The organism is Polaribacter sp. Hel_I_88 (genome assembly GCF_000687935.1).
Lineage (GTDB): Bacteria > Bacteroidota > Bacteroidia > Flavobacteriales > Flavobacteriaceae > Polaribacter.
The window spans coordinates 745,766-770,564 of sequence record NZ_JHZZ01000001.1 but is presented as its reverse complement, the minus strand read 5'-3'; the positions used below and the strand labels follow the sequence as shown (position 1 = coordinate 770,564).

At 29.9% G+C, this 24,799-nt stretch carries 21 protein-coding genes and 1 riboswitch; of the genes, 15 read left to right on the top strand and 6 right to left on the bottom strand.

Annotated features, from left to right (window positions below; translation table 11 throughout):
* Positions 1 to 201: 201 nt before the first annotated feature.
* From P161_RS0103380 to P161_RS0103370, 3 genes are read left to right on the top strand one after another with little or no spacing between them, the layout of a single operon-like run.
* Positions 202 to 933: a LytTR family DNA-binding domain-containing protein gene (locus tag P161_RS0103380; protein WP_026775663.1), complete on the top strand. Its 732-nt coding sequence runs from the start codon at positions 202 to 204 to the stop codon at positions 931 to 933.
* 53 nt (positions 934 to 986) lie between these two features.
* A complete protein-coding gene (locus P161_RS0103375) occupies positions 987 to 1,493 on the top strand; it encodes a hypothetical protein (protein ID WP_036841197.1) in 507 nt (168 codons plus the stop codon).
* 10 nt (positions 1,494 to 1,503) lie between these two features.
* Positions 1,504 to 2,019 (top strand): gamma carbonic anhydrase family protein, encoded by a 516-nt coding sequence (locus P161_RS0103370; RefSeq protein WP_026775661.1) that lies wholly within the window; start codon positions 1,504 to 1,506, stop codon positions 2,017 to 2,019.
* 240 nt (positions 2,020 to 2,259) lie between these two features.
* Here P161_RS0103370 and P161_RS0103365 read toward each other — a convergent pair whose 3' ends face one another.
* Together P161_RS0103365 and P161_RS0103360 are read right to left on the bottom strand one after the other, a co-directional pair.
* Positions 2,260 to 2,718: a hypothetical protein gene (locus tag P161_RS0103365; protein WP_026775660.1), complete on the bottom strand. Its 459-nt coding sequence runs from the start codon at positions 2,716 to 2,718 to the stop codon at positions 2,260 to 2,262.
* Positions 2,719 to 2,902: 184 nt separating this feature from the next.
* The gene (locus P161_RS0103360; protein ID WP_026775659.1) at positions 2,903 to 3,307 is read right to left on the bottom strand and encodes a Spy/CpxP family protein refolding chaperone; all 405 of its coding nucleotides are present in this window, start codon (positions 3,305 to 3,307) and stop codon (positions 2,903 to 2,905) included.
* Positions 3,308 to 3,412: 105 nt separating this feature from the next.
* Here P161_RS0103360 and P161_RS17975 point away from each other — a divergent pair, with 105 nt between their 5' ends.
* The 4 genes from P161_RS17975 to P161_RS0103340 all read left to right on the top strand — a co-directional run bounded on the left by P161_RS17975 (position 3,413) and on the right by P161_RS0103340 (position 7,110).
* Positions 3,413 to 5,068 (top strand): mechanosensitive ion channel family protein, encoded by a 1,656-nt coding sequence (locus P161_RS17975; protein WP_051605651.1) that lies wholly within the window; start codon positions 3,413 to 3,415, stop codon positions 5,066 to 5,068.
* Positions 5,065 to 6,042, top strand: coding sequence for an endonuclease/exonuclease/phosphatase family protein (locus P161_RS0103350; protein ID WP_026775658.1), 978 nt, complete (start codon positions 5,065 to 5,067; stop codon positions 6,040 to 6,042). The genes P161_RS17975 and P161_RS0103350 overlap by 4 nt, the downstream gene beginning before the upstream one ends.
* Positions 6,043 to 6,235: 193 nt before the next feature.
* Positions 6,236 to 6,700, top strand: a complete 465-nt coding sequence (locus P161_RS0103345) for a hypothetical protein (protein ID WP_026775657.1) — start codon at positions 6,236 to 6,238, stop codon at positions 6,698 to 6,700.
* Positions 6,700 to 7,110: a hypothetical protein gene (locus P161_RS0103340; RefSeq protein ID WP_026775656.1), complete on the top strand. Its 411-nt coding sequence runs from the start codon at positions 6,700 to 6,702 to the stop codon at positions 7,108 to 7,110. Before P161_RS0103345 ends, P161_RS0103340 begins: the two co-directional genes overlap by 1 nt.
* 132 nt (positions 7,111 to 7,242) lie before the next feature.
* Here P161_RS0103340 and P161_RS0103335 read toward each other — a convergent pair whose 3' ends face one another.
* From P161_RS0103335 to metK, 4 genes are all read right to left on the bottom strand, one after another.
* The gene (locus P161_RS0103335) at positions 7,243 to 8,196 is read right to left on the bottom strand and encodes a tRNA-dihydrouridine synthase (RefSeq protein ID WP_026775655.1); all 954 of its coding nucleotides are present in this window, start codon (positions 8,194 to 8,196) and stop codon (positions 7,243 to 7,245) included.
* Between the two features lie 88 nt (positions 8,197 to 8,284).
* A complete protein-coding gene (locus P161_RS0103330) occupies positions 8,285 to 9,883 on the bottom strand; it encodes a carboxypeptidase-like regulatory domain-containing protein (protein WP_026775654.1) in 1,599 nt (532 codons plus the stop codon).
* Positions 9,884 to 9,964: 81 nt separating this feature from the next.
* On the bottom strand, positions 9,965 to 12,436 hold the full coding sequence (locus tag P161_RS0103325) for a zinc-dependent metalloprotease (RefSeq protein ID WP_026775653.1): 2,472 nt from the start codon (positions 12,434 to 12,436) through the stop codon (positions 9,965 to 9,967).
* Between the two features lie 154 nt (positions 12,437 to 12,590).
* Positions 12,591 to 13,880 carry a methionine adenosyltransferase gene (gene metK / locus P161_RS0103320; protein WP_026775652.1) on the bottom strand — a complete coding sequence of 430 codons (1,290 nt, stop codon included), beginning with the start codon at positions 13,878 to 13,880 and terminating at the stop codon, positions 12,591 to 12,593.
* Between the two features lie 440 nt (positions 13,881 to 14,320).
* Positions 14,321 to 14,476, top strand: a riboswitch (SAM riboswitch).
* A gap of 124 nt (positions 14,477 to 14,600) precedes the next feature.
* On the opposite strand from metK, the gene P161_RS0103315 reads away from it, so the two are divergent.
* The 8 genes from P161_RS0103315 to P161_RS0103275 all read left to right on the top strand — a co-directional run bounded on the left by P161_RS0103315 (position 14,601) and on the right by P161_RS0103275 (position 24,776).
* Positions 14,601 to 15,875: an O-acetylhomoserine aminocarboxypropyltransferase/cysteine synthase family protein gene (locus P161_RS0103315; protein ID WP_026775651.1), complete on the top strand. Its 1,275-nt coding sequence runs from the start codon at positions 14,601 to 14,603 to the stop codon at positions 15,873 to 15,875.
* Between the two features lie 54 nt (positions 15,876 to 15,929).
* The gene (gene thrA, locus P161_RS0103310; RefSeq protein WP_026775650.1) at positions 15,930 to 19,331 is read left to right on the top strand and encodes a bifunctional aspartate kinase/homoserine dehydrogenase I; all 3,402 of its coding nucleotides are present in this window, start codon (positions 15,930 to 15,932) and stop codon (positions 19,329 to 19,331) included.
* 151 nt (positions 19,332 to 19,482) lie between these two features.
* Positions 19,483 to 20,652 (top strand): PLP-dependent aspartate aminotransferase family protein, encoded by a 1,170-nt coding sequence (locus tag P161_RS0103305; RefSeq protein ID WP_026775649.1) that lies wholly within the window; start codon positions 19,483 to 19,485, stop codon positions 20,650 to 20,652.
* A 109-nt stretch (positions 20,653 to 20,761) separates the two neighbouring features.
* Positions 20,762 to 21,976, top strand: coding sequence for a polysaccharide lyase family 7 protein (locus tag P161_RS17970; RefSeq protein WP_051605650.1), 1,215 nt, complete (start codon positions 20,762 to 20,764; stop codon positions 21,974 to 21,976).
* A 29-nt stretch (positions 21,977 to 22,005) separates the two neighbouring features.
* Entirely contained in the window at positions 22,006 to 22,416 is a 411-nt protein-coding gene (locus tag P161_RS0103295; protein ID WP_026775648.1) for an Rrf2 family transcriptional regulator, read from the top strand.
* Positions 22,417 to 22,453: 37 nt separating this feature from the next.
* Positions 22,454 to 23,674 (top strand): acyloxyacyl hydrolase, encoded by a 1,221-nt coding sequence (locus P161_RS19445; protein ID WP_155810410.1) that lies wholly within the window; start codon positions 22,454 to 22,456, stop codon positions 23,672 to 23,674.
* Positions 23,675 to 23,898: 224 nt separating this feature from the next.
* Positions 23,899 to 24,162 carry a DUF2061 domain-containing protein gene (locus tag P161_RS0103280; protein ID WP_026775647.1) on the top strand — a complete coding sequence of 88 codons (264 nt, stop codon included), beginning with the start codon at positions 23,899 to 23,901 and terminating at the stop codon, positions 24,160 to 24,162.
* Entirely contained in the window at positions 24,162 to 24,776 is a 615-nt protein-coding gene (locus tag P161_RS0103275) for a phosphoadenosine phosphosulfate reductase family protein (protein ID WP_026775646.1), read from the top strand. Before P161_RS0103280 ends, P161_RS0103275 begins: the two co-directional genes overlap by 1 nt.
* The last annotated feature ends 23 nt before the right edge of the window (positions 24,777 to 24,799 follow it).

Genomic DNA, 24,799 nt, shown 5'->3' with positions numbered 1-24,799 from the left:
CTTGTCAAAAAAACTCTGTGAATCTCCATGAAAAAACTCTGTAAGTCTCTGTGTAATTAAAACCACAAAAATCTGTGAAAATCAGTGAAATTCTTGTAAAAAATCTCCGAGGATCTCTGTGAAAAAACTCTGTGAATCTCTGTGTAATTTTATCCACATAAATCTGTGAAATTCCGTGAAATCCGTGTCAAAAAATAATCCATGAAATTAAAAGCCATATTAGTAGAAGACGAACAATTAAGCAGAGAAATTCTGCGTAATTATATCGAAAAATACTGCCCAACTGTCCAATTGTTGGGGGAAGCAAGCAATATTGACGAAGCCTACAAACTGATTCAAAAACACGAATTAGATTTGGTTTTTTTAGATGTAGAAATGCCTTTTGGCAACGCTTTCGATTTGTTAGAAAAAGTAGAAAACAGAACGTTCGAAACCGTTTTTGTAACAGCTTACGATCATTATGCCATTGAAGCGTTAAACAACCACGCAAGTTATTATTTACTAAAACCAATTTCTATAGATGAGTTGATAAAAGCCGTAAATATTGTAACGCAAATCAAAGAAAAGGAGAACGAATTGCAGCATCAAATATTAACACCAAAAACCAATGCTGCTAAAGGAAAAATTACCATTCCACAACAAGATGGGTTTGAAGTTTTAGATATTAACGATATAATTTTTTGCAAAGCAGATGATAATTATACCGAAATTCATTTAGCGAATACCAAAAAATTAGTTAGTAAAACCTTAAAGTATTTTGAAGAAGCTTTAAAAGAACATACGTTTGCAAGAATCCATAAATCGTATTTAGTAAACGTAAACGAAATTGTAAAATACAAAAAAGGAAAAGGAGGAAGTGTAATTGTTTCTAGTGGAAAAGAAATTTTGGTTTCTGCTTCGCAAAAGAGTAATTTGTTAAGTTATTTTAAGTAAAAAATGCCCATCTTATTCTTCCCAAAGGGAAGAGAAAACTGACTGGAAATTGTATGAAGAAAATTGTATTTTTATTAATCTTTTCTATATCAAATTTATATTCTCAAAATATAATTTCACGAAATGAGGTTTTAAGAGAGTTAATGGATGATAAAGAATCATTACAAATTAGTTTAATAATACCAAATAAGGCATTTTCTATTGGAATATATCCATTATTTTATGATGTTGAAGACTTCACAGAACAACAATGTGGAGATATCAAAACGAATGAATTAAAAAATGCGAAAGTTTTAGCAATTTTAAAAGAAAGAAATTTACTCAAAGTATTGTATTTATCTAAGGGGAATAATAAATATGAAAGTATTGATTCAAATGACTTTTTTTTAGGAAGTGAAGTATGTATTTTTATTCAGCTTACTTATGATAAAGGAAATTCTGGAGTACATCAAGTATTCATTCCTATAAAAAAAAGAAAAAAAGCAAAATTATTAGTAAAAGCAATAACTAATATTTTTGATAATAAATATTGCTTTGGTAAATTTGAAAAACATCTTTAAAGACTAAACTATGCCCATCATAAAATCAGTAAATAACAAATATCCACAAATTCCAGAAGACTGTTTTGTGGCAGAAAACGCAACAATCCTTGGCGAAGTTTCACTAGGAAAAGAATGTTCAATTTGGTACAATGCAGTAATTAGAGGCGATGTCCATTTTATAAAAATCGGCAACAAAGTAAACATTCAAGATGGAGCAGTAATCCATGCAACATATCAAAAATCGCCAACAACCATTGGCAATAATGTTTCCATTGGCCACAATGCAATTGTACATGGTTGCACAATTCATGATAATGTTTTGGTAGGAATGGGTTCCATTATTATGGACGATTGTGTTGTAGAATCAAATTCCATTATTGCTGCAGGAGCTGTAGTTACTAAAAATACGAGAGTAGAAAGTGGTAGTATTTATGCTGGAGTTCCTGCTAAAAAAGTAAAAGATATATCCCAAGAATTAATTTCTGGCGAGATTGATAGAATTGCCAATAATTATGTAAAATATTCAAGTTGGTTTAAAGAATAGGAATTTTATTTTTTGGGCGTTTTAACGGGCTTTCCATTATATCTTTTTTTATTTTACTGTCATTGCAAACAAAGTTTTTACTTTTTGTGGCAATCTCAATGTTTACATATCAATTTCATTCTTAATAAAAAAAGGATGCCATTTCAATCCCTAACGCAAAATACGTCAAACATCAAAAACCCGATTTCAATTCAAAAACCGGGTTTTATTTAAAACTAATCAACCAAACTAATTTTTTTATTATCTTTTATCTTCAGCCATTCTTCTTTTTTTAAGGCCTTTTTTCATCATTTCTCTCCCTTTTTGAGCGCGGTTTTTTGCCATTTTCTCAAACTTTTCAAATTGCTCTTTGTTTAAAATATCTTTCATGTTATTTTTAAAAGCAATTCTATTATCTAATTGATTGCTTTTCATAGCATATATTTCGTCTGCAGAAGGTTTTTTCTCTTCATCTCTATATTGCTTTCTTTTTTCCATGGCAGCTTTTCTTGCTGTTGCTTGTGCCTTTATGAAAGGAGTGATTTGACTTTGTTGTTTTTCTGTTAAATCTAAAGCCAACGTCATTTTTTTAACAGCTAATTCAGTACGTTGTTCAATAGTAAATTTTGGATTGTTTTGATCTCTTTTGCCCTTTTTTTGAGCTTGAGTTGTTATTGTAAATGCGAATACTAAAACTAAAATACTTGCTAATTTTTTCATGTTATAAAATTTTAAATTGTTAATAATGTTCTCTTCTTTGACCTTAAAAAAGTAAAAAGGTTTAATTTAAATAATTGATTAACATTGTTTTAACATTAATTTTCTAATCAAAAAAAACTCGAATCAATTTATAGATTCGAGTTTTTAAAATTTTCTAATCAACCAAAATTAAAAAACTATTTTTTTACTTATTATCTTTTTTCTTTTTCTTTCCTTGCGCATTCTCTTTTCTTTCTGCTACCATTTGTTGAAACTTTTCGAATTGCTCTTTATCTAAAATTTGCGACATTTTAGTATTCATAGCAGCTTCTTTGGTTTCTCTCTCTTCTTTCATTTTTGTGCGCTCAGCTTTTGTTGGTTTTTCACCAGAATTTTGTAATTCCTCTCTTTTTTGCTTCATCATTTTTCTGTCTTCCATTTGTGCAATTAAAAGAGGTTTAATTTCTTTTTGTTGACTTTCTGTTAAGCTCAAATCTGTTGTCATTTTTTTCAACATTTTATCAACTGGGTTTTTACCACCTTTTTTTTGAGCTTGTGTAGTAATTGAGAATGCAAGCGTTAAAATCAATACTGTTATTATTTTTTTCATTTTATAAAATTTATGAATTGTTTTTTATTTGTGCATCTTTGACATCAGAAAACAGAAAAGGTTTAAATTTGTATTGTTTTTAACCTCACTTTAACAACAGCTACTATGAAAAGAAAACTCTGGCTTTTATTATTTTTTCCTCTAATAACTTTAGCACAAATACAATCTTTAGATAGTGTAAAAGTAGATTTAAGCAACCCAAATGCAACTTTAACAACGCACTTATATTTTTTACAGCAAGACTCTTATCAACCTAAAAAAGCAGCTAAAACAATTTACGGTTTAGAAGAAAATATTGCTGTAAGAAAGGCAATTAAAATCAAGAAAATTTTAGATGGAAAAGGTTTATATGTAGATTTAAAGAAGATAACAACGAATCCTAAATATGTAGATTCTACAGGATATACAGCATACGCAAGGTACATTTTGTTTCCTGATAGAATGCCAGATATTTATTTAGAAAAAATTAATAGTAACTGGTATTATTCTAGTGAAACAGTCGCAAAAATCGATGCAATTTACAGCAACGTTTTTCCTTGGTATGTAGAAGAATTGCAAGACAGTATTCCTGTTTATGGTCATAAAAAAATTCTTGGAATTGAGCTTTGGCAGCTTGTAGCTTTATTATTGGTATTTGGAATTGCTCTGTTAATTTTTGCGTTAACTAAAAAAATTGCCTTTTGGGTTTTGCAAAGAGTACAACATCAAATAACAAAAACAAACCTTAATTTTGAAGTTAAAATAGTGCTTAAAAAATTGGCACACCCAATAAGTTTATTAGTTGCTTTAGGGTTTGTAGATCTTATTTTTCCGTCTTTACAATTTTCGTTGGAAGTAAATGCATGGGTTTTTCTCGCCATTAATATTGCAAGAACTATCTTTTGGATTTACGTTTTCTTGAAATTGGTAAAAGTTATAATGCAAATTTATGGTGAATTTACTGAGAAAACTCATGGAAGGTTAGATGACCAATTAGTACCAATTTTGCATAACTTTTTAACAGGACTTGTGCTTGTGGTTGGTTTTTTTAATGTGTTAAGATTGTTTGGTGTAGATACAACAACCCTTATTGCTGGTGCAACTATTGGAGGTTTAGCTGTTGCTTTGGCATCTCAAGATACTGTAAAAAACTTGATTGGAACCATTATGATTTTTATGGACAAGCCTTTTCATATAGATGATTGGATTGAAGCTGGTGAAGTTGTAGGGACTGTAGAAAAAGTGGGTTTTAGATCTACCAGAGTTAGAGCTGCAGATACTTCTATTTATCAAATTCCAAATAGTAAATTGTCGGAAATGGTGGTGAATAACAAAGGTTTGCGCTTGTTTAGACGTTACAATACTAATTTAGGTGTACGTTATGACACGCCTCCAGCATTAATTGAAGCCTTTGTAAATGGGGTAAGACAAATTGTTATTGAGCATCCAGAAACGCGTTCAGATTCTTATAATGTGGAGTTTTCAGGTTTTGGAGACTCAGCTTTGTTAATCATGGTGAATGTATATTTTAAGAGTTTGGCTTGGAGTACAGAGCAAACCTCAAAACATAGGTTGCATATGGCTATTATTAAATTAGCTGCAGAATTGGGTGTAGAATTTGCATTTCCATCAACTACAGTTACTATTGAGCAATTTCCTGATAAGAGTAACTTATCACCAAAGTATGACACAAGTCAAGCAAAAATTGATGCTTCAATCAGTAAAGTTCTTACGGATTTTAAGAATGATACTCCACCAGAAAATACACCAGAAATCGAATGAAACGTTTCTTAAAACTAATTTTTAGAGTTCTTTTTTTGTTGATCCTTGTTTTTGTTGCCTTTTATTTTTGGGCTTCGTCACCAACTTTAAACGATTCTGAATATATTTCTTTAAGTAAGATTGATGTTCAAAATCAACCTAAAAACGATTCAATTTTTAGCATTGTAACCTATAATATTGGCTATTTAAGTGGCATGACCAATAACAGACCTATTGCAAAACCTAAAGAATTATTTGATGAAAATTTGCAAAAAGTGTTGGACGAAACTGCAAAAGTAAATCCCACTATAATTGCGTTTCAAGAAATAGATTATGATGCAAATAGGAGTTATCATATAAATCAAGAAGAACAAATTGCCAACTTGGGTTTTCCTTACAGAGCAAGAAGTATCAATTGGGATGAACACTATGTGCCATTTCCTTATTGGCCAATTTCCATGCACTTTGGCAAAGTAGTTTCTGGGCAATCTATTATTAGTAAATATCCTATAAAAGAGCAACAAAGAATTGTCTTGCAAAGAGTTGCAGATGCTCCTTTTTACAGAAATGCTTTTTATTTAGAACGATTAGCACAAGTTGTAAAAGTGGTTTTAAATAATCAAGAAATTATGGTGATTAATGTTCATTTAGAAGCTTTTGATAAACCAACAAGAGTGAAACAATTTGAGGAAGTTATCAAATTTTTTAATCAATATAAAGATCAATACCCAACCATTTTATTGGGTGATTTTAATTCAGAAGCCAACGACCCATCAGCAATAATTCAAAAAATGTTTGCCATGAAAAATGTTGGCAATGCTGCTTTTAATGCTGGTAAAATTGAAAACACATTCGATTCGAAAGCACCTTATAAAAGAATCGATTATATTTTTTACACTAAAAATTCTATCGAATATATTTCAGGAAAAGTATTAAATGACTTTGGGGAAGCTTCAGACCATTTGCCTGTTTTTATGGAGTTTAAGTTGAGGTAGGATTTAAGGTTTTGTTATTTTTTTTATAAAAAAGTATCGTGTAAATATAAATTTTTCTAACTAAAACAACGTTATTAAAAAAGCGATACAAATTAAATTTGGCACAAAATTAGCTGTTTTTTATATATGTTGTTTTCAATAGTTATATATATTTGTCCAAAACTCGTATATTTACTTTACAAAAAATAAAAAAATGGAATGTTTATCTTATAAGTCGGAAATTAAAAATACTTTTTCAAGTGTTAGAGATTTTTCATTTGAAGAAAAGAAAAGTCCTTTTTTAAATGAGGAAAACGTAAATCAATTTTTAGATGCAATTATTGATTTTAAATCTTTTTTAAAAGAAAAGACTTTAAAGATTTATGATATAAACCATAGAATTGAAAAACTAACTTGGTTTGATAATTTGAATGATGAATGTTTAAAATTATCGAATGATCTAATTTCTTCAGCAAGAGATTTGCATTCCTCTCTTATTCGTCAATACGTTTCAATGAATTTTATACGAAGTAAAGGGATTGCAAAACAAGAAGTTAAAGACTTCAAAAATTCTATTGATGAGTTAAAAGAAGTCTCCTCTGATTTAGAGTCGGCTTTGTTTTTTCTTCCAGAAATGCCTGGTTTTAAAGAAATAACTAAAGAACTTTCACTGGTTTAATGGTAATATATTGTTTAGAAGATTTTAAAGTTGAATTTGAAAAATTAATTTCTAAAAATTCATATAAGTCGTTACAAAAAGAAATTATAAGTTATTTTTTTGATAAGACAATAAAAGACTTATCTTCTGAAACCAGATTAAATGGTCACTCTGAAAATCCATACATAAAGAAACGATTAAAAGGTAGTGGAGGATTTCGTTGTTATTTCCTTTTAATACTAAAAAATGAGGATTTATATTTAATGTTTGTACATCCTAAAACTGGTTCTATGGGCTCATCAAATATTACTGATGAATCTAAAACATATTTGTATAAAAAGGTTTTAGATTGTATAAAGTCAGATGATTTATATGTACTTTCATTAGATGACTCAAAAAAGAAAATAATTTTTAATAAGAAATCTGAATAAATTCAAATATTGAAGGATAATTTTTGATCTAATTTAATTGGTACTAACTTAAATGATATAATATCGTTTTAATATTTATATCAACTGATCACGAAGTTACTATTTTTCGATTTTAATATCAAACCAAACATTTTACCCATTCTTAGCTTCCTTTAAAATCTCTTCAACAGCAATTGCATATTTTTTAGGATTCTGTGCTTTTTTAATTTTCTTATAGGTTTTCTGCGGATTTGTAAAACTTTTAGAAAAGTATTCCCAAAAGCCAAGCATTTTCATTTTTATAGGCGTTGGCCCAGAAAGTGCTGCATCATATTCAGTGTAAATACGTTCGTGAAATTCTTGAAAAATATCAAATCTATTTTTTGGATACTCAGTGGTGTCATTTTTTATCATACTTGGTAAAAAAGGATCTGCAATTAAGCCTCTGCCAATCATCCAATGATCTATGGTTGTAAATCGTTTTTGTAATTTTTTAAAGGCAGCAACAGAGGTAATATCTCCATTATAATACATTTTGTGTTTGCTGTTATCCAAACATTTCTGAAAAGCTTCCAAATCAGTTCCTCCTTTGTACAATTGTTTTCCTATTCTTGCATGAATAGCAATATTTTTTAAAGGATAGGTATCTAAAATGGGTAAAACATCTAAAATTTCTTCGGGTGTTTCATAACCCATTCTCATTTTCATGGAAACAAGAATATCAGATTCATTGTGAATTTTATGCAGAATACTGTTTATTTTTTCGGCATCGCTAATCAATCCAGAACCCATTCCTTGTTTGGTAACCATTGGATATGGACAGCCTAAATTCCAGTTTAATTCTTTATAGCCTAGTTCTCTAACATATTTAGCAACGAATAAAAACTCATCAACATCATTGGTAATTATTTGCGGAATTACAGTTAATGTGCTGTTATTTTCTGGTAGAATATCTTTTTGATAGGAATTTTTAATCACCAATTTCCCATTCAATCGAATATAAGGCGCATAAAAAGTATCTATACCACCAAAAAAATGATGAAATGCATTTCTAAATTTATAATCTGTAAATCCTTGAAGAGGTGAAGATAATAGTGTGTGATTCATAAAAAATAATATGCTGCAAATATAGGCTACTTTTTAAAGTGATTTGGCAACAAATTGTTGAGAATAATTTTATGTAATTTTGAAAATGTTACTCAATTTTGTAGGCGTTTTTTAAGGGTGAATTTAGCCAGTATTCGTTTTTAAAATTCATGGGATTTTCTGTTGCTTTTGAAATTGGTAAAATTTTATCTATAAAGTTGCCATCTATTGGTAAATTTTTATTTTCAAAAACTTCTTGTACAAAAAATTCTCTATATTGATAAAACTCAAAAGTTGTAGGATCATTTACAATCATGCCATTTAGAGCTTTAATATTTTTCAATTCAAACCTTAAGTTTTCATTAAGTTCTTTTTCAGTTATATTGTTATTTAAAATCCCCATTTTTATTAATTGCCTCCTATCTATATTTAAAAGAATTCTTTTTTGTGATCCTTTTCCTAAACGAAAACTCTTAATTTTTAATCTTTTATTTTTATAATACACTTTAATATTTCTAGAAATTGGTTTTAAAGAACTTTCTAATATTGGTTTATTAAAAAATAAATTAAAAACGTTTTGTTTATTGATATAGCTTACACCTTCTAATTTTAAATAATCTGTACTTTTAATAGTAAAGAGATTATTAAACATCATGTAGTTTAAAAACATTTTATCGCCTTTTGGTAAATATTCTAAAAGGACAGAATATTGTGGTTTTTTATCATTTTTATAAAATATAGTATAGTCTATTTTGTAAATAGAGAAATCGTTTTTAGCTATAAATATTTTACCATTTGCACTATAATCAAAACTTGTTTTCTCTTTTTGAGATTTAAACGAAATTTCATAAAGCGAAATTCCATTCATGTTTTTTGTGCTTTGCATATAAAAAGTATGATTTTCAACAAAATTTTTATCTAAAACATCTACAAACGAAAATGATTGTGTATCGTGATTTCTTATAGCATTCGTAATATTTAAAATGTTTAACTCATTTCCTCCAAATGGCGTTATAGAAAAATCTTTTAAAAATTTATTAGCTTTATTGTCGTATGGAATTTTTAATAAAGAGTCTATTAAAAAATCTTCATTAACTTTAAATTTATAAAGTGTTGTTTGGTTTTTTTCGTGCATTAACTTGTTCGTTTGAAATCCTTGGTCAAAAGACTCAACAATTCCTTCATTCAAATTGATGTATTTAGGATTCGTACCAAGTTTTCTTGTTTTTTGATATTTAGTGTTTGTTGGTTGCTGATAATCCCTGTAATAGCCGATGTAAGAATGTGGTTTTATAGGATAGTTTTCTAGAATATTTTCAATCGACTTTTTAACAATCGACTTTGCACTTAAATTCACTTTCTTTTTTGATGAAACAATCAGTATTTCAGTAAGATTATCTACAAAAGGTTTTAAAAATATTTTATTGATTGCATTTTTTTTGAAATCTGAAAGTTTCAGTTCTTTTGTAGTATACCCTATAGCAGAAATTTTGATAGATATAGTTTCTAAATATTTTTCAGGAATTTTAAAAAAACCATCTAAATCTGCATGAGTTCCTCTTTTTAATTCTTGTAGAATAATTGTTGCATAAGAAATTGGTTTTTTTTCTTTTTCATCTAAAATTTGAAAAACAATCTCTTTATTTTGTGAAAAAATATTGATACTCAAAAAGAAGAAAGTTAAATAAAGTAAATATTTTTTTTTCATCATATAACAATTTAATTCTTTTAAAGCAAAAACCACACCTTTTGGGTGTGGTTTTAAAATAATTTGTAATAATATCTAGATTTATTTAGGCTCTAAAATCATGTCAATTCTATCTACAACATCTTGTAAGTGGTAACGTCTTAAAGTGTTTCCTCTTGATGAAGCAGATTTTGCATCACGTTGTAAACGTTTCAATTCGCCTCTTGCAATCGATTTAATGTCAGATTGGTTTGCATTTACAGAACCTAATTCTCCACGTCCTCTAGCATCATCAGCATCGTTTAGTAAAAATCCTAAACGTTCTATATGAGCTTTCTGTAAGTTTCTTCTATAGGTATCAATAGATTTTCCATTGTACAATTCAGACCAAACTCCTTTGCGTAAATCAGAAAATAAGGTTATAACATTGTAGGCATCATCACCATTTAAAGTTTCGTTTTCAATCATTCTACCCATTCTGTCTACACTTAAGGCAGCATTCATGATACGAACTTGCATACTTCTAATTCTCTCAACAGCCCCTGTAAATTCAATTTTACCAAAAATGTTTTTATCTAACATCCAAGTTGGCGTTTCAAAAAGTTGCTCATTTAAAAACATTACAGCTTCTCTTTGATGCTCTTTTGGTACATGTGTATAAACAGCTCCTTCTTGATCTGATGTTTTATAATATTCGTAAATACCACCAATATTACCTGCAACATGACCCATATATCTATTAAATTGCCCTAATAATTGACCATACATTGTACCTAATTCATCATAATTTTCTCCTTTTTCAGAAGTCCACTTTTCTAAATTTGGTAAAATTCTTTGTAAGTTTTTAATACCATACATAGAAGCTTTCATAGCATCATCACCTAAATCCTCAGTTTGAGAACTTGGATCGATTACACCTCTTTGCTGACGTCCAAAACGATACATTGGGTCTCCAGCATGTTTCATAATCCAAGCATCTAAAGTTGCTTTTTCTTCTTTAGCATCTTTGTCTAAGATTGGTCTATATCCCCAAGAAATTGAATACTTATCATACACACCAATATTTGGCATTAAAGCAACACCTTTATCTTCTGGTTGTGCTACGTAGTTAAAACGAGCATAATCCATAATTGAAGGAGCAGTACTATATTTATCTGTAAAAGATTTAGAACGTAAAGAGTCTACTGGATATGCTACAGAACTACCCATGTTATGAGGTAAACCTAAAGTATGACCAACTTCATGAGAAGATACAAATTGTATTAAACGTCCCATAACTTCAGTCTTAAAGTTGTTTCCTCTTGCATCTGGGTTGATAGCTGCTGTTTGGATAAAAAACCAGTTGTGTAATAAAGTCATTACATTATGGTACCAGTTAATATCTGATTCTAAGATTTCTCCAGATCTAGGGTCACTTACGTGAGGACCATTTGCATTTGGAATAGGAGAAGCTAAATATCTTACTACAGAATAACGTACATCTTCTGGAGACCAATCTGGATCTTCTTCTTTAGATGGAGGATCTTTAGCAATAATAGCATTTTTAAAACCTGCTGCTTCAAAAGCTACTTGCCAGTCATTAATACCTTGTTTAATGTAAGGAACCCATTCTTTTGGAGTTGCTCTATCTACATAATAAACAATTTGTTTTTTAGGCTCAACTAGTTCACCTCTTTTAAATTTTTCGATGTCTTCATCCTTAACTTCTAAACGCCATCTATCTAAATAACGAACAGTTTTACTTCTTTGATCTGCTAAACCATAATCAGTTTGGCCTCTTGCAAACCAACCAACTCTTTCATCAAAATATCTACGTTTCATAGGTACTTTAGGTAATAAAACCATAGAGTTACTCATTTCTAAAGTAATAGAACCTACTGCACTATTTGAAGGAGCTCTGTTTGCAAAATATGTTTTTACGTGTCTAATTTCAATGTTTTCAGGATAACTGCTTACTCTATCAATGTAAGAGCGATCTTTATCCATTCTTGTTGCTTGATATGCACGTCTATAAAAATCAGGAAAACCTAAAGGCTTTACATCCGAAGAAAATAGTTCTGTAGCATCAATTACAGTTGCTGTAGAATCTTTACTATATGCTTTTATAGGAAATGCAAATAAAATCGGCTCTAAATTAGAGTTTACCACAGCTTCATGCACTGGTAAAAGAGTATCTGCAACTACATCATGAGATACAATTCTTAATAAAATTTGTTTATGTTTCTTTTCCCAACGTAAAACTTGTGTGTTGGTTTTTCCACCACCAAAACCAATATTACTAGCGGTTTTAGCGATTCTTGTTACCATTAACATTTCTCTTCTTAAAAGAGAATCTGGTATTTCAAATAAATAAGTGTCTGCTTTTTGATGAACTTTAAATAAACCTTCATCAGTTGTGTGGTCTTTTGTAACTACCTTGCTGTAAGGTTCAATACCGTCTTTTGATTTTGGTTTTGGAGCTACTTTTTTTGGTTCTTCTTTCTTTTTTTTCTTCCAAAATTGCGCTTCAGCATTGGCTGAAAACCCAAAAACAAATGCAACTAAAAGTAGTCGCGAAAATATTTTTTTTGTCATAATTAAATTTGATTTGAATTAGTTCCCAAATTACGTAAACAATAAATAAGGGATTCTTAAATAAATGTTAAAGAGATGCAATTAATGGTACAAAAAAAACCTTCAAAATTATTTTTTTTGAAGGTTCTACTATCGTTTTAAAAAAAATGCTTATTTACAATTTGAAAGCTTCTTTTATAGTATCAACATAATCTAATTTTTCCCAAGTAAAAGTTTCTACTTCTTCAGAAACAGTTTCTCCCATAGGATTTGAAAAAGTTACCGTTTTTACTTCTGGAGTTCTTCCCATGTGTCCATAAGCAGCAGTTTCAGCATAAATAGGAGTTCTTAATTTTAATCTTTTTTCGATAAAATAAGGACGCATATCAAAAATAGTTTCTACTATTTTGCTAATTTCTCCATCAGTTTTGTTGATGGTTGCTGTTCCATAAGTTTCTACATTTATACTTGTTGGTTTAGCAACACCAATTGCATACGAAACTTGTACTAAAACTTCTTTACACAAACCAGCAGCTACTAAATTTTTAGCTATATGTCTTGTTGCATACGCTCCAGATCTATCTACTTTACTTGGGTCTTTTCCAGAAAATGCGCCTCCTCCATGAGCACCTTTTCCACCATACGTATCAACAATAATTTTACGACCAGTTAAACCAGTATCTCCATGAGGACCACCAATTACAAAAACACCTGTTGGGTTTATATGATACGTAATGTTATCTGTAAATAATTTTTGAAGATTTTCAGGTAATTTAGCAATAACTCTAGGAATTAAGATCGATTTTATATCAGCATTAATTTTTGCCAACATTTTATCTTCTGCAATTTTTTTATCTTCTTTACTGTTTGATGACGGTTTTACAAAATCATCGTGTTGTGTAGAAATTACAATCGCATCAATTCCTTGAGGAACGTTATCGTCTGAGTATTCAATAGTTACCTGGCTTTTTGCATCTGGTCTTAAATAATCAATTTCGTTGTTTTCTCTTCTTAAAAGCGCCAATTCAATTAACAATCTGTGAGACAATTCCAATGCCAAAGGCATGTAGTTTTCAGTCTCATCAGTTGCATACCCAAACATCATTCCTTGATCTCCTGCACCTTGTTCTTCAGGATTAGATTTATCAACTCCTTGGTTAATATCTGGAGATTGTTCGTGAATTGCAGATAAAATTCCACAAGAATTTCCATCAAACATATATTCGCTTTTTGTGTAGCCAATTTTATTGATGACTTCTCTTGCAATTTGCTGAACATCTAAATAAGTATCCGATTTTACTTCACCAGCCAAAATAACTTGACCAGTAGTTACCAGCGTTTCACAAGCAACTTTACTGTTTTTATCAAAAGCTAAAAAATTATCAATTAAAGCATCAGAAATCTGATCCGCAACTTTATCTGGGTGTCCTTCAGAAACACTTTCTGAAGTAAATAAATATGACATAACTATCTTGTTTTTAGTTTTTTGAGGATTAAAAAAAGATTGCGAAATAGCTAAAAGAAGTATGGAAATATACTGTTTTAGCTTTTTTTTAATCCTGAACTCGTATTAGGATCTTTTAAAAGCCTAACCGAATTTTTCAGAAAGATGCTGAAATAAATTCAGCACAAAGAGGTTGCAATCAGTTCAAATTTTCCTCTTAATTATTTGGCAAAGTTACAGTTTAAATTATTATTTGAATCAATTTTATGTATAATTTTTTATGATAGCATCATCAATAAACTAATTTTAGAAGATAAAATGGATTGATTTTAAAGAATGATGAATTGAAGCCTATAAACTTTACGAAATCTATATAAATAATAAAAAAAAGACCTTTTTATTTGGATACTAAATTTTTCTGTTGCAATATTTGTACTCACAAAGTTCAATAACTTATTGAAATGTTATCAAGAAAGGTGGAGGGATTAGACCCTTTGAAACCTTAGCAACCCTTTGTTGTTCTGAACTCAATTCAGAATTTTAAAGAAGGTGCTAAATTCTACCCAAAGTGCTGGATTCATTTCAGCATCTCATAAAAGAGATTGGATAGATAACAAAAAAAGAATGTTTCATTTCTGAAGCGTTTGATTTTTCTTAATAACATTTTTCTAGTACATACATCAAAAAAATTGATGTTTTGACTTTTGGTTTAATTATTTATTAACTCAAAAAAACAGAAAAATGAGTACATTACAATTAGCAACAAACGCATTACATGCAGGGCATGATGTAAAAGCAAATGGAGGAACAAGAGCAGTTCCTATTTATCAATCTACAGCGTATGTTTTTAACAATTCAGAGCACGCAGCAAACTTATTTTCTTTAAAAGAATTAGGGTTTATTTACACACGTTTAAACAACCCAACAAACCAAATTTTACAAGATCGTTTAGCGGCTGTAGAAGGTGGAATTGGAGCCGTTGTTTTTGCTTCTGGAACTGCAGCAATTGCTACAGGTTTGTTAACGCTTTTAAAAACGGGAGATCATATTGTAGCATCCAGCAGTTTGTATGGTGGAACCTATAACTTGTTAAATGTTACCTTACCAAGATTTGGAATTACAACCACTTTCGTAGATGCTTCTAATCCAGAAAATTTTGGAAAAGCTGTGCAAGATAATACAAGAGCAATCTTTATTGAATCTTTAGGAAATCCGAAGTTAGATGTATTAGATTTAGAAGCAATTTCTGCACAAGCAAAAAAAGCTGAAGTACCTTTTATTGTTGATAATACTGTAGCAACTCCAGCTTTATTAAATCCAATAAAACATGGTGCAGATTTAGTAATTCATTCACTTACAAAATATATTAGTGGACAAGGAACTTCTTTAGGAGGCGCAATTATTGATGCAGGAACTTTTAACTGGGCAAATGGAAAATTCCCTGAGTTTACAGAACCTTCTGCAGGATATCATGGTTTAAAATACTATGAAACTTTAGGTGCAGCTTCTTTTATTTTTAAATTGATATTAGAAGGCTTACGTGATTTTGGAGGAGCATTAAGTCCAACAAATGCGTTTAATATTATTCAAGGTTTGGAAACTTTACCAGTTAGAATTAAACAACATTCAACAAATGCGTTGGCATTAGCAAAATGGTTGGAAGAGCAAGATGAAGTTGCTTGGGTAAATTATCCTGGTTTAGGAAGTAGTAAATACAAATCTTTATCAGATAAATATTTACCAAAAGGACAAAGTGGCATTGTAACTTTTGGACCTAAAAAAGGTTTTGAAGCTGCAAAAGTAATTGCAGATACAACAAAACTCTTTTCTTTATTGGCAAATATTGGTGATACAAAATCCCTAATTATTCATCCAGCAAGTACAACTCATCAACAGTTAGATGAAGCACAGCAAAATAGTGCAGGTGTTAGTCAAGATTTAATTCGTTTGTCTGTTGGTATTGAAGATTTAGAAGATTTAAAAGCAGATTTAAAAGAGGCTTTTTCTAAAATATAATTTATTATATCCTGCAAGGTTTTTAAAACCTTGTAGGTATTAATTGTAACAAATTTGGCACATCCATTAGAACATATCATCATACATAATTTCACTACAGAAAGTGGAACTCAATTTAAGAACCTACAATTAAGTTATCAATTGTTTGGTCAAAAATTAGGGGCTGCTCCAGTAATTTTAGTAAATCACGCATTAACTGGAAATAGTGATGTTGCTGGAGAAAATGGTTGGTGGAAAGATATTATTGGTATTGATAAAACTATCGATACAAATGTGTATACAATTCTATCTTTTAACATTCCTGGAAATGGTTTTGATGGCTTTTTAATTGAAAATTACAAAAGTTTTATTGCTAGAGATATTGCTAATATTTTTTTAATTGGATTAAAACAATTAAAAATCGATAAGCTTTTTGCGTTAATTGGTGGTTCTTTAGGTGGTGGAATTGCTTGGGAAATGATGGTTTTAAAAAACAAATTAACTCAACATTTTTTACCAATTGCCACAGATTGGAAATCTACAGATTGGCTCATTGCAAATTGTCAAATTCAAGAGCAATTTCTACTAAATTCTAGCAATCCTGTGCACGATGCAAGAATGCATGCTATGTTGTGTTACAGAACTCCTGCTTCTTTTAAAGAACGTTTTCATCGCTCTAAAAAAGAAAATTCAACCGTTTTTAATGTAGAAAGTTGGTTGTTACATCATGGAAAAAAGTTGCAAGAACGTTATCAATTGTCTTCTTATAAATTGATGAATCAGTTGCTTAGATCTATTGATGTAACTAATAATGATACTTTAAAAATTGATATTTTAGATAAAATTGAGGCAGATATTCACATTATTGGTGTGGATTCTGATTTGTTTTTTACAGCTGAAGAAAACAAGCAAACACACAAAAAGTTGGCATTAACAAAAGCAAATGTTACTTATAATGAAATAAATTCGGTGCATGGTCATGATGCTTTTTTAATTGAATATGACCAATTACAAACCATTATTGAACCTATTTTCAATAAAGAGTATAGAAAGAAAAAAATGAAAGTTGTTAAATTTGGAGGTACATCTTTAGCCAATGGAAAAGGTTTAGAGAATGTAATAGAAATCATAAAAAGTAAACATCAAAATAAAGAGAAAATTACGATTGTTGTTTCTGCAAGAGGGAATTCAACAAAAGATTTAGAAGCCATTTTAAAGAAAGCTGCTGCTAAAAAAGAGTATAAAAACAAGTTCGAAAAATTTAAGAAGTATCAACAAGAACCAAATAATAAGGTTGATTTTTCCGAAGAATTTTCAAAACTTTCTACCATTTTTGAAGGTGTTTCTTTGTTAGGTGATTTTAGCCAGAAAATTAAAGACGAGGTTTTAGCTCAAGGTGAAATTTTATCAGCAAAATTAGTAGCGAGTTTGTTAGCGCAAGAAGAAATTTCTGCGAATACAACAGATGCCAGAAATTTAATTATTACTGATGAAAATTTTGGAAATGCTCAGCCAATAATTCCTGTTTCTAAAGAAAATACGATCAAATATTTTAAAGAAAATAAGGATACACTAAATATTGTTACAGGTTTTATATCATCGAACAAAAAAGGGGAAACCACAACTTTAGGCAGAAATGGAAGTAATTATACAGCAGCTTTAATCGCTAATTTTTTAGATGCAGATGAGTTGCAAAATTACACACATGTTAGTGGAATTTTTACAGCAAATCCTGATTTGGTTGCTGATGCAAAAAAAATAGAACAGTTATCATTTTCTGAAGCAAACGAATTAGCAAATTTTGGTACGACTATTTTACACGCAAAAACTATTATTCCATTATTAGAAAAAAACATCAATCTTAGAATTTTAAATACGTTTAATAAAGAAGACAAAGGCACTTTAATCACAGCAGAATCATCAACAAAAGGTATAAAATCTATTTCTACAATTGATAATGTTGCTTTGTTGAATTTTGAAGGACGAGGTTTGTTAGGAAAAGTGGGTGTTGATGCCCGAATTTTTAAAGCTTTAAGTGATAAAAATATTAGTGTAAGTATTATTTCTCAAGGTTCATCAGAAAGAGGAATTGGTTTAATTATTGAAGCAGAAAGAGCCCAAGAAGCTATCTATGCTTTAGAAAAGGAGTTCGAAAATGACTTTTATGCACAAGATGTAAATCATATTTCTATAGTTGATAATGTTGCAGTAATCTCAATAATTGGGCAAGATTTGAGTGAGTTTCATCATCCTTATAATGCCCTAATCAAAAACCAAATTGTACCACTTTTATTCAATAATACAGTTACTGGTAGAAATGTAAGTTTAGTGGTTAAAAAAACAGAACTGAACAAAGCTGTAAATGTAATTCATGGGCAAGTTTTTGGAGTTACTAAAAAAATAAACATCGCCATTTTTGGGAAAGGTTTGGTAGGTGCTACTTTAATTGATCAAATTATAGAAAATACGCAATCGGTCTTAGAACGAAGAAAAATTCAGTTGAATGTTTTTGCAGTGGCTAATTCTAAGAAAGTATTGCTTGCTAAAAATGGAGTTTGTAAAAATTGGCAAGAAAATTTAATCAATAAAGGTACTGAGAATGTTACTGTAAGTGATATTATTGCTTTTGCAAAAGAGCATCATTTTGAAAATTTAATTGCGGTTGATAATACTGCAAGCGTGAATTTTGTAAGCCATTATATTCCGTTAATTGAAGCAGGTTTCGATTTGGTTTCTTGCAACAAAATAGCAAATACATTATCTTTTGATTTTTATAAAGAAGTAAGAGCAAAATTAAAAGAATATAAAAAACAATATTTATATGAAACCAATGTTGGTGCAGGTTTGCCTTTAATTGATACGATTCGACTTTTGCACGAATCAGGAGAAAATATCACTAAAATTAGAGGTGTTTTTTCAGGAAGTTTAAGTTATTTATTTAATACTTTTTCTTCGGATGAAGTTTCGTTTTCATCAACCTTACAAAAAGCCATTGACAAAGGTTTTACAGAACCAGATCCTAGAGAAGATTTAGGTGGAAATGATGTTGCCAGAAAATTGTTAATTTTAGCAAGAGAATTAGAATTAGAAAACGAATTGGATGAAGTTAACATTCAGAATTTAATTCCCAAGAAGTTAAGAGCAGGTTCTGCAACTGATTTTTTAGGAAATTTAGAATTGCTGAACGAAGAATATCAAACCTTAAAAGACAATCAAAAACCAAATCACGTTTTACGTTATATTGGCGAATTGAGTGGAGATTTATCTCAAGAAAAAGGAAATTTAGAAGTAAAATTAGTATCCATTGCTACAAATACTCCTTTAGGTTCTTTAAAAGGTTCTGATGCAATTTTTGAAATTTATACAGAATCTTATGGAGAGCAACCCATTGTAATTCAAGGAGCAGGAGCAGGAGCAAATGTAACTGCAAGAGGTGTTTTTGGTGATATTTTAAGATTGGCAAAACATAATAACTAGCGTTTTCCTGCAAGGTTTCAAAAACCTTGTAGGTATAGTTTATGTTAGCATTTCTTCTGTAATATTTCCAAAAATTTTGTAGATACTTTTCAATAAACAAAATACCTACAAGGTCAAAAAAAAGACCTTGCAGGATAAATGATTATAATATATGAGCAAACATTTCGAAACAGAAGCCATTAGAACACAAACAGAAAGAAGTCAATTTTCTGAACATTCAACACCTTTATATGTAACTTCTAGTTTCGTTTTTGACGATGCTGAAGAAATGCGAGCTTCTTTTGCAGAAGAAAAACAACGTAATTTATACAGCAGATTCACCAACCCAAACACCACAGAATTTGTAGATAAAATTGTAAAAATGGAAGGAGCAGAAGCTGGGTATGCTTTTGCAACAGGAATGTCAGCCATTTTTACAACATTTGCAGCTTTGTTAAGTGCTGGCGATCATGTGGTTTCTTGCAGATCTGTGTTTGGATCCACACACAATATGTTTACCAAATATTTACCAAAGTGGAATATTGAAACGTCTTATTTTAAGGTAGATGAAGTTGATTTGTTAGAAAGTTTAATTAAAGAAAATACAAAAATTCTTTATATAGAATCGCCAACAAACCCTGGAGTTGATATTTTAGATTTAGAGTTGATTGGAAAAATTTGTAAAAAACACAATTTAATTTATGTTGTAGACAATTGTTTTGCAACACCTTATATACAGCAACCCATTAAATTTGGGGCAGATTTGGTAATCCATTCAGCCACAAAATTAATTGATGGTCAAGGAAGGGTTTTAGGTGGAGTTACAGTTGGGAAAGCAGATTTAATGCGAGAAATCTATTTATTTGCCAGAAATACAGGGCCTGCTATGTCTCCTTTTAATGCTTGGGTTTTATCTAAAAGTTTAGAAACGTTATCAGTTAGAGTAGAACAACATGCTAAAAATGCTAAAAAATTAGCGAAATTCCTCGAAAAAAGTGAACACGTAAAAATGGTGAAATATCCTTTTTTAAAATCCCATCCTCAATATAAAGTTGCCAAAAAGCAAATGAAATTAGGTGGGAATATTGTCGCTTTTGAAATTAAAGGTGGTTTGGAAGCTGGTAGAAAATTTTTAGACAATATAAAAATGTGTTCTTTATCAGCAAACTTAGGCGATACAAGAACCATTGTTACACATCCATCTTCTACAACTCATGGACGTTTATCTGAAGAAGATAGGTTAGAAGTAGGGATTACCAATGGTTTGGTAAGAATTTCTGTAGGTTTAGAAAATATTACTGATATTATTGCTGACATAAAACAAGCATTACAAAGCAATTAATTTTGTAAAAAATTTTCTCATTTATTTAATTTTTTTTTAACTGTTAAAAATAATAATTGGTTAACCAATTATTATATCTTTACACTACAGCAATAAAATTACCTGTATTATGAGAAAAAGTTTCAAATTAGTTTTAGTAGCTATTGCATTTTTTAGTTTTGTGTTTTGTACTGATGATAACGTCTCTAATGGGGAAGGTGTTGCTGAAGCTAAATTAGAAGTAGCAACATTAGCAGATTTTTCTTCAAATCAAGAAAAACAAACTGTAAATATAACAGCAAATATGTATTGGTTTACAGAAGTAGATGTCAACTGGGTAACATTAACACCAAGGTTTGGCACTAATAATGGTTCTATAAATGTTACAGTAAACGCAAATCCTAACGCAGAAGTGCGCACTGGAACTATTACAGTTATTGGTGGTAGCTTATCAAACACTATTGCAATTAAGCAAGCAGCTAAAATGAATAATTCAGGCACTTTAGATCCAAATAAACCACCATCACAAAATTTCGATTTATCTACTTGGAAACTAAACACACCAGAAAATAATGGAAGTGGTTTTGCTAAAACAATTTCAGTGAGTGAAATGACTGATGGGTATCAAAATAATAATTACTTCTATACTGCTGCAGATGGAGGTTTGGTTTTTAAATGTCCAGTTGCTGGTTTTAAAACATCAGCAAATACAAGTTATACAAGAGTAGAATTACGAGAAATGTTAAGAGGTACAAATACAAATATAAGTACCCAAGGTGTCAATAAAAATAATTGGGTTTTTGGTTCTGCACCAAGTTCAGATAAAAATGCTGCAGCTGGTTTTGATGGTGAAATGGATGCAACTTTAGCCGTAAATTATGTTACAACTACAGGAAGTTCTGGTCAAGTTGGTAGAGTAATTATTGGTCAAATTCATGCAAATGATGATGAACCTGTTAGGCTATATTATAGAAAATTACCTAATAATGATTTGGGCTCAATTTATTTTGCTCATGAGCCAAGAGATGGTTTTGGCAGCGAACAATGGGTTGAAATAATTGGTTCTAGAAGCAATTCTGCAGCAAACCCAACAGATGGAATTGCCTTAAATGAAAAGTTTTCTTATAAAATTAAAACTGTAAATAATTTGTTGACAGTTACCATTTCTAGAGATGGCAAACCAGATCTTACAAAAACTGTAGATATGAGCAACAGTGGTTATGATGTTGGTGGCCAATATATGTATTTTAAAGCAGGTTTGTATCAAGGTAATAATTCTGGTGATGCAAACGATTATGTACAAGCAACATTTTACGAACTAGAAAAAAGTCATACAGTCAACTAAAATTAAGGGAATTTGATTACTTTAGTTGCATGTTATCAAAGAAAACAAAATACGGCATAAAAGCGCTTACTTTTTTAGCAAAACAAGAGCATAAAACGCCTGTAGCTATTGCTACGATTTCTAAAAGTGAAAATATTTCACTTAAATTTTTAGAAAGTATTTTGTTAACACTTCGTAAAAATGGCTTGTTGGGTTCTAAAAAAGGAAAAGGTGGAGGTTATTATCTATTAAAACCTTCTAACGAAATTGAAATGACAACCATAATGCGAATTTTGGAAGGCCCAATTTCTATGGTTCCTTGTGTAAGCTTAAATTTTTATGAAAAATGTGATGATTGTCCTGATGAAAATGCTTGTGCTGTTCACAAACTAATGATGCAAGTTAGAGACAGTTCTTTGCAAATATTTAGAAATACAACTTTAGCAGATTTAAGTAAATAGTACATTTTTATGCTTGACAATAGTTAGATCATTCTTCATGAAAAAAATTGGATACCTTCTCTTTATATTTTTTACCATTCCATTTTTTGGTCAAGACAATAAGAAAGAAAATCCTAAAACTAAATTCACTAATTTTTTAGCAAACTCTTATTACAGTTTAAATTTTGGAGGCATATTTTATCCTTTTTCTAATGATAATTTAATTGATGGTTTTGCCACTGAAACCTTTAGCAAAAATCGATTTTCTGGCAGACTGCTTTTAGGCCATAAAATTAAGGAAGATTTGTCTGTGCAATTTGGAACCATGAGACCAGCTTCTTGGTTTAAATATGATAATGTAAATAACATTGGTTATGAAAGAAGTGTCTGGATAAATGCATGGTCTTTATCACTAAAAAAAGATTTTAAAATTAATCCTAAATTTAATTTGTTTGCAGAAGTTGGTGTTGCAAACGTAACCAGATTTGGTTTTTCAATTAACGATCAAGTTATTTATGAGGATGCACATTTTGCGAGTTTACTCTATGGTTTTGGTGTTCAATATCGATTGTCAAACAAATGGAGATTATCAGCAAATGGAACATTTTTGCCTAAATCAACTAAGAATAATCAACCTTCAATTTCACAAGCAACCCTGGGTTTTGAGTATCATTTGCAACAAGTTGATGATAAGACAGCAGCTGAATACGCAAAAAACGACTATTTCTTTCCAAAGAATATTTTTCAAGTAAGTTATGGAACAGGAGAAATTGGTTTTGGGTTCAATCAGTTTTTTGGAATGAGTTTGCCTGTTGGTGATTTCGAGAGTTTTGGAATTCCCATTTTTTGGGTAGGAGATGTAAAAGCACAACATGCATTGTCTTTAACATATCAACGTTTAATGTATAGATCAGAAAAAATATTTTCTTTAGATTGGGGAGCAAGTGCAACCTATTTTCAATCTAGAGAAGGCACAGATGTATTTGCTTTGTCAATTTTCCCTGTTTTACGTTTTTATTTATGGCGAAAACCCACCTTCGATTTTTATGCAAATTATTCTATTATTGGTCCTGCATATATTTCAAAAAGTGATATTGACAACTCTAAAACAGGACCAAATATTACCTATCAAGACACCATGGGTTTTGGTGTTTTTTTTGGAGAAAAAAGAGAATATAATTTCGAGTTAAGAATTATGCATTATTCAAATGGAAATATTTTTACTAGAAATTCTGGTGTTGCAATTCCACTTCAATTTACAATCGGAAAGACTTTTTAAAGTTTTTTTATCTTTTTTGCACTTAATTTTACAATAAAATATATTCTTTAACTAAAACCTTTTAGTATTTCGAAATCTTCAAATAATACAACTTTTAATTATTAATCTAGTAAATCGATAGGATAAATATACATTTTAGAAAAGTAATACTATATTTTAAAAATAAAAGATATATGTTTGCATACCCTACTAATTAAATAGGGTAATAATATTTATAAAATATTATGATTGCAGATCAAATGATTTTTAGTAAAAAAATAGCAAAACAAAGTTTTGAGGAAGATTTATCTTCAGAAAAACCCATAAGGAGCATAGCAAAAGCATTAAGCTGGAGAATTGTAGGAACGTTAGACACTTTAGTGGTTTCCTATTTAGTAACGGGTAAAATTGTTTTGGCAGCATCAATTGCTACAGTAGATTTTTTAACGAAACTAGTTTTATATTTTTTTCATGAAAGAATTTGGAACAAAATAAAATGGGGCAAATAATGAGTTTAGATGTAGATAAAATCAATAAAGAATTACAAGATAAAAGTCCATCAGAAATTATTTCTTGGGCAATTTCTTATGCCAAAAATCCAATTATTACTACAAATTTTCGTCCTTATGAAGTAGCTATTTTAAATGCTGTTACTGAGGTGAAGAAAGATATTAAAGTAATTTGGTGTGACACTGGTTATAATACAATTCAGACGTATAAACACGCAGAAGAAATCATTCAAAAACTGAACTTAAACATTCAATTATATGTACCAAAACAAACAGTTGCACATAGAGATGTTGTTTTAGGAGTTCCTTCAATAGATGATGAAAAACACACACTTTTTACTGAACAAGTAAAACTAGAACCTTTTCAAAGAGCAATGCAAGAACACAAACCAGATGTTTGGTTTACAAACTTAAGAAAAGGGCAAACTGCCTTTAGAAATAGTATAGATGTTGTTTCAATTAGTAAAGATGGAATTATAAAAGTAAGTCCATTTTACAATAGTTCAGATGAGGAATTAGATGCTTATTTAGAAGAAAAAGGGTTGCCAAACGAATTCAAATATTTTGACCCAACAAAGGTAGAAAGCAACAGAGAATGTGGTTTGCACATTTAAGAAATGAAACAATTTAAGAAACA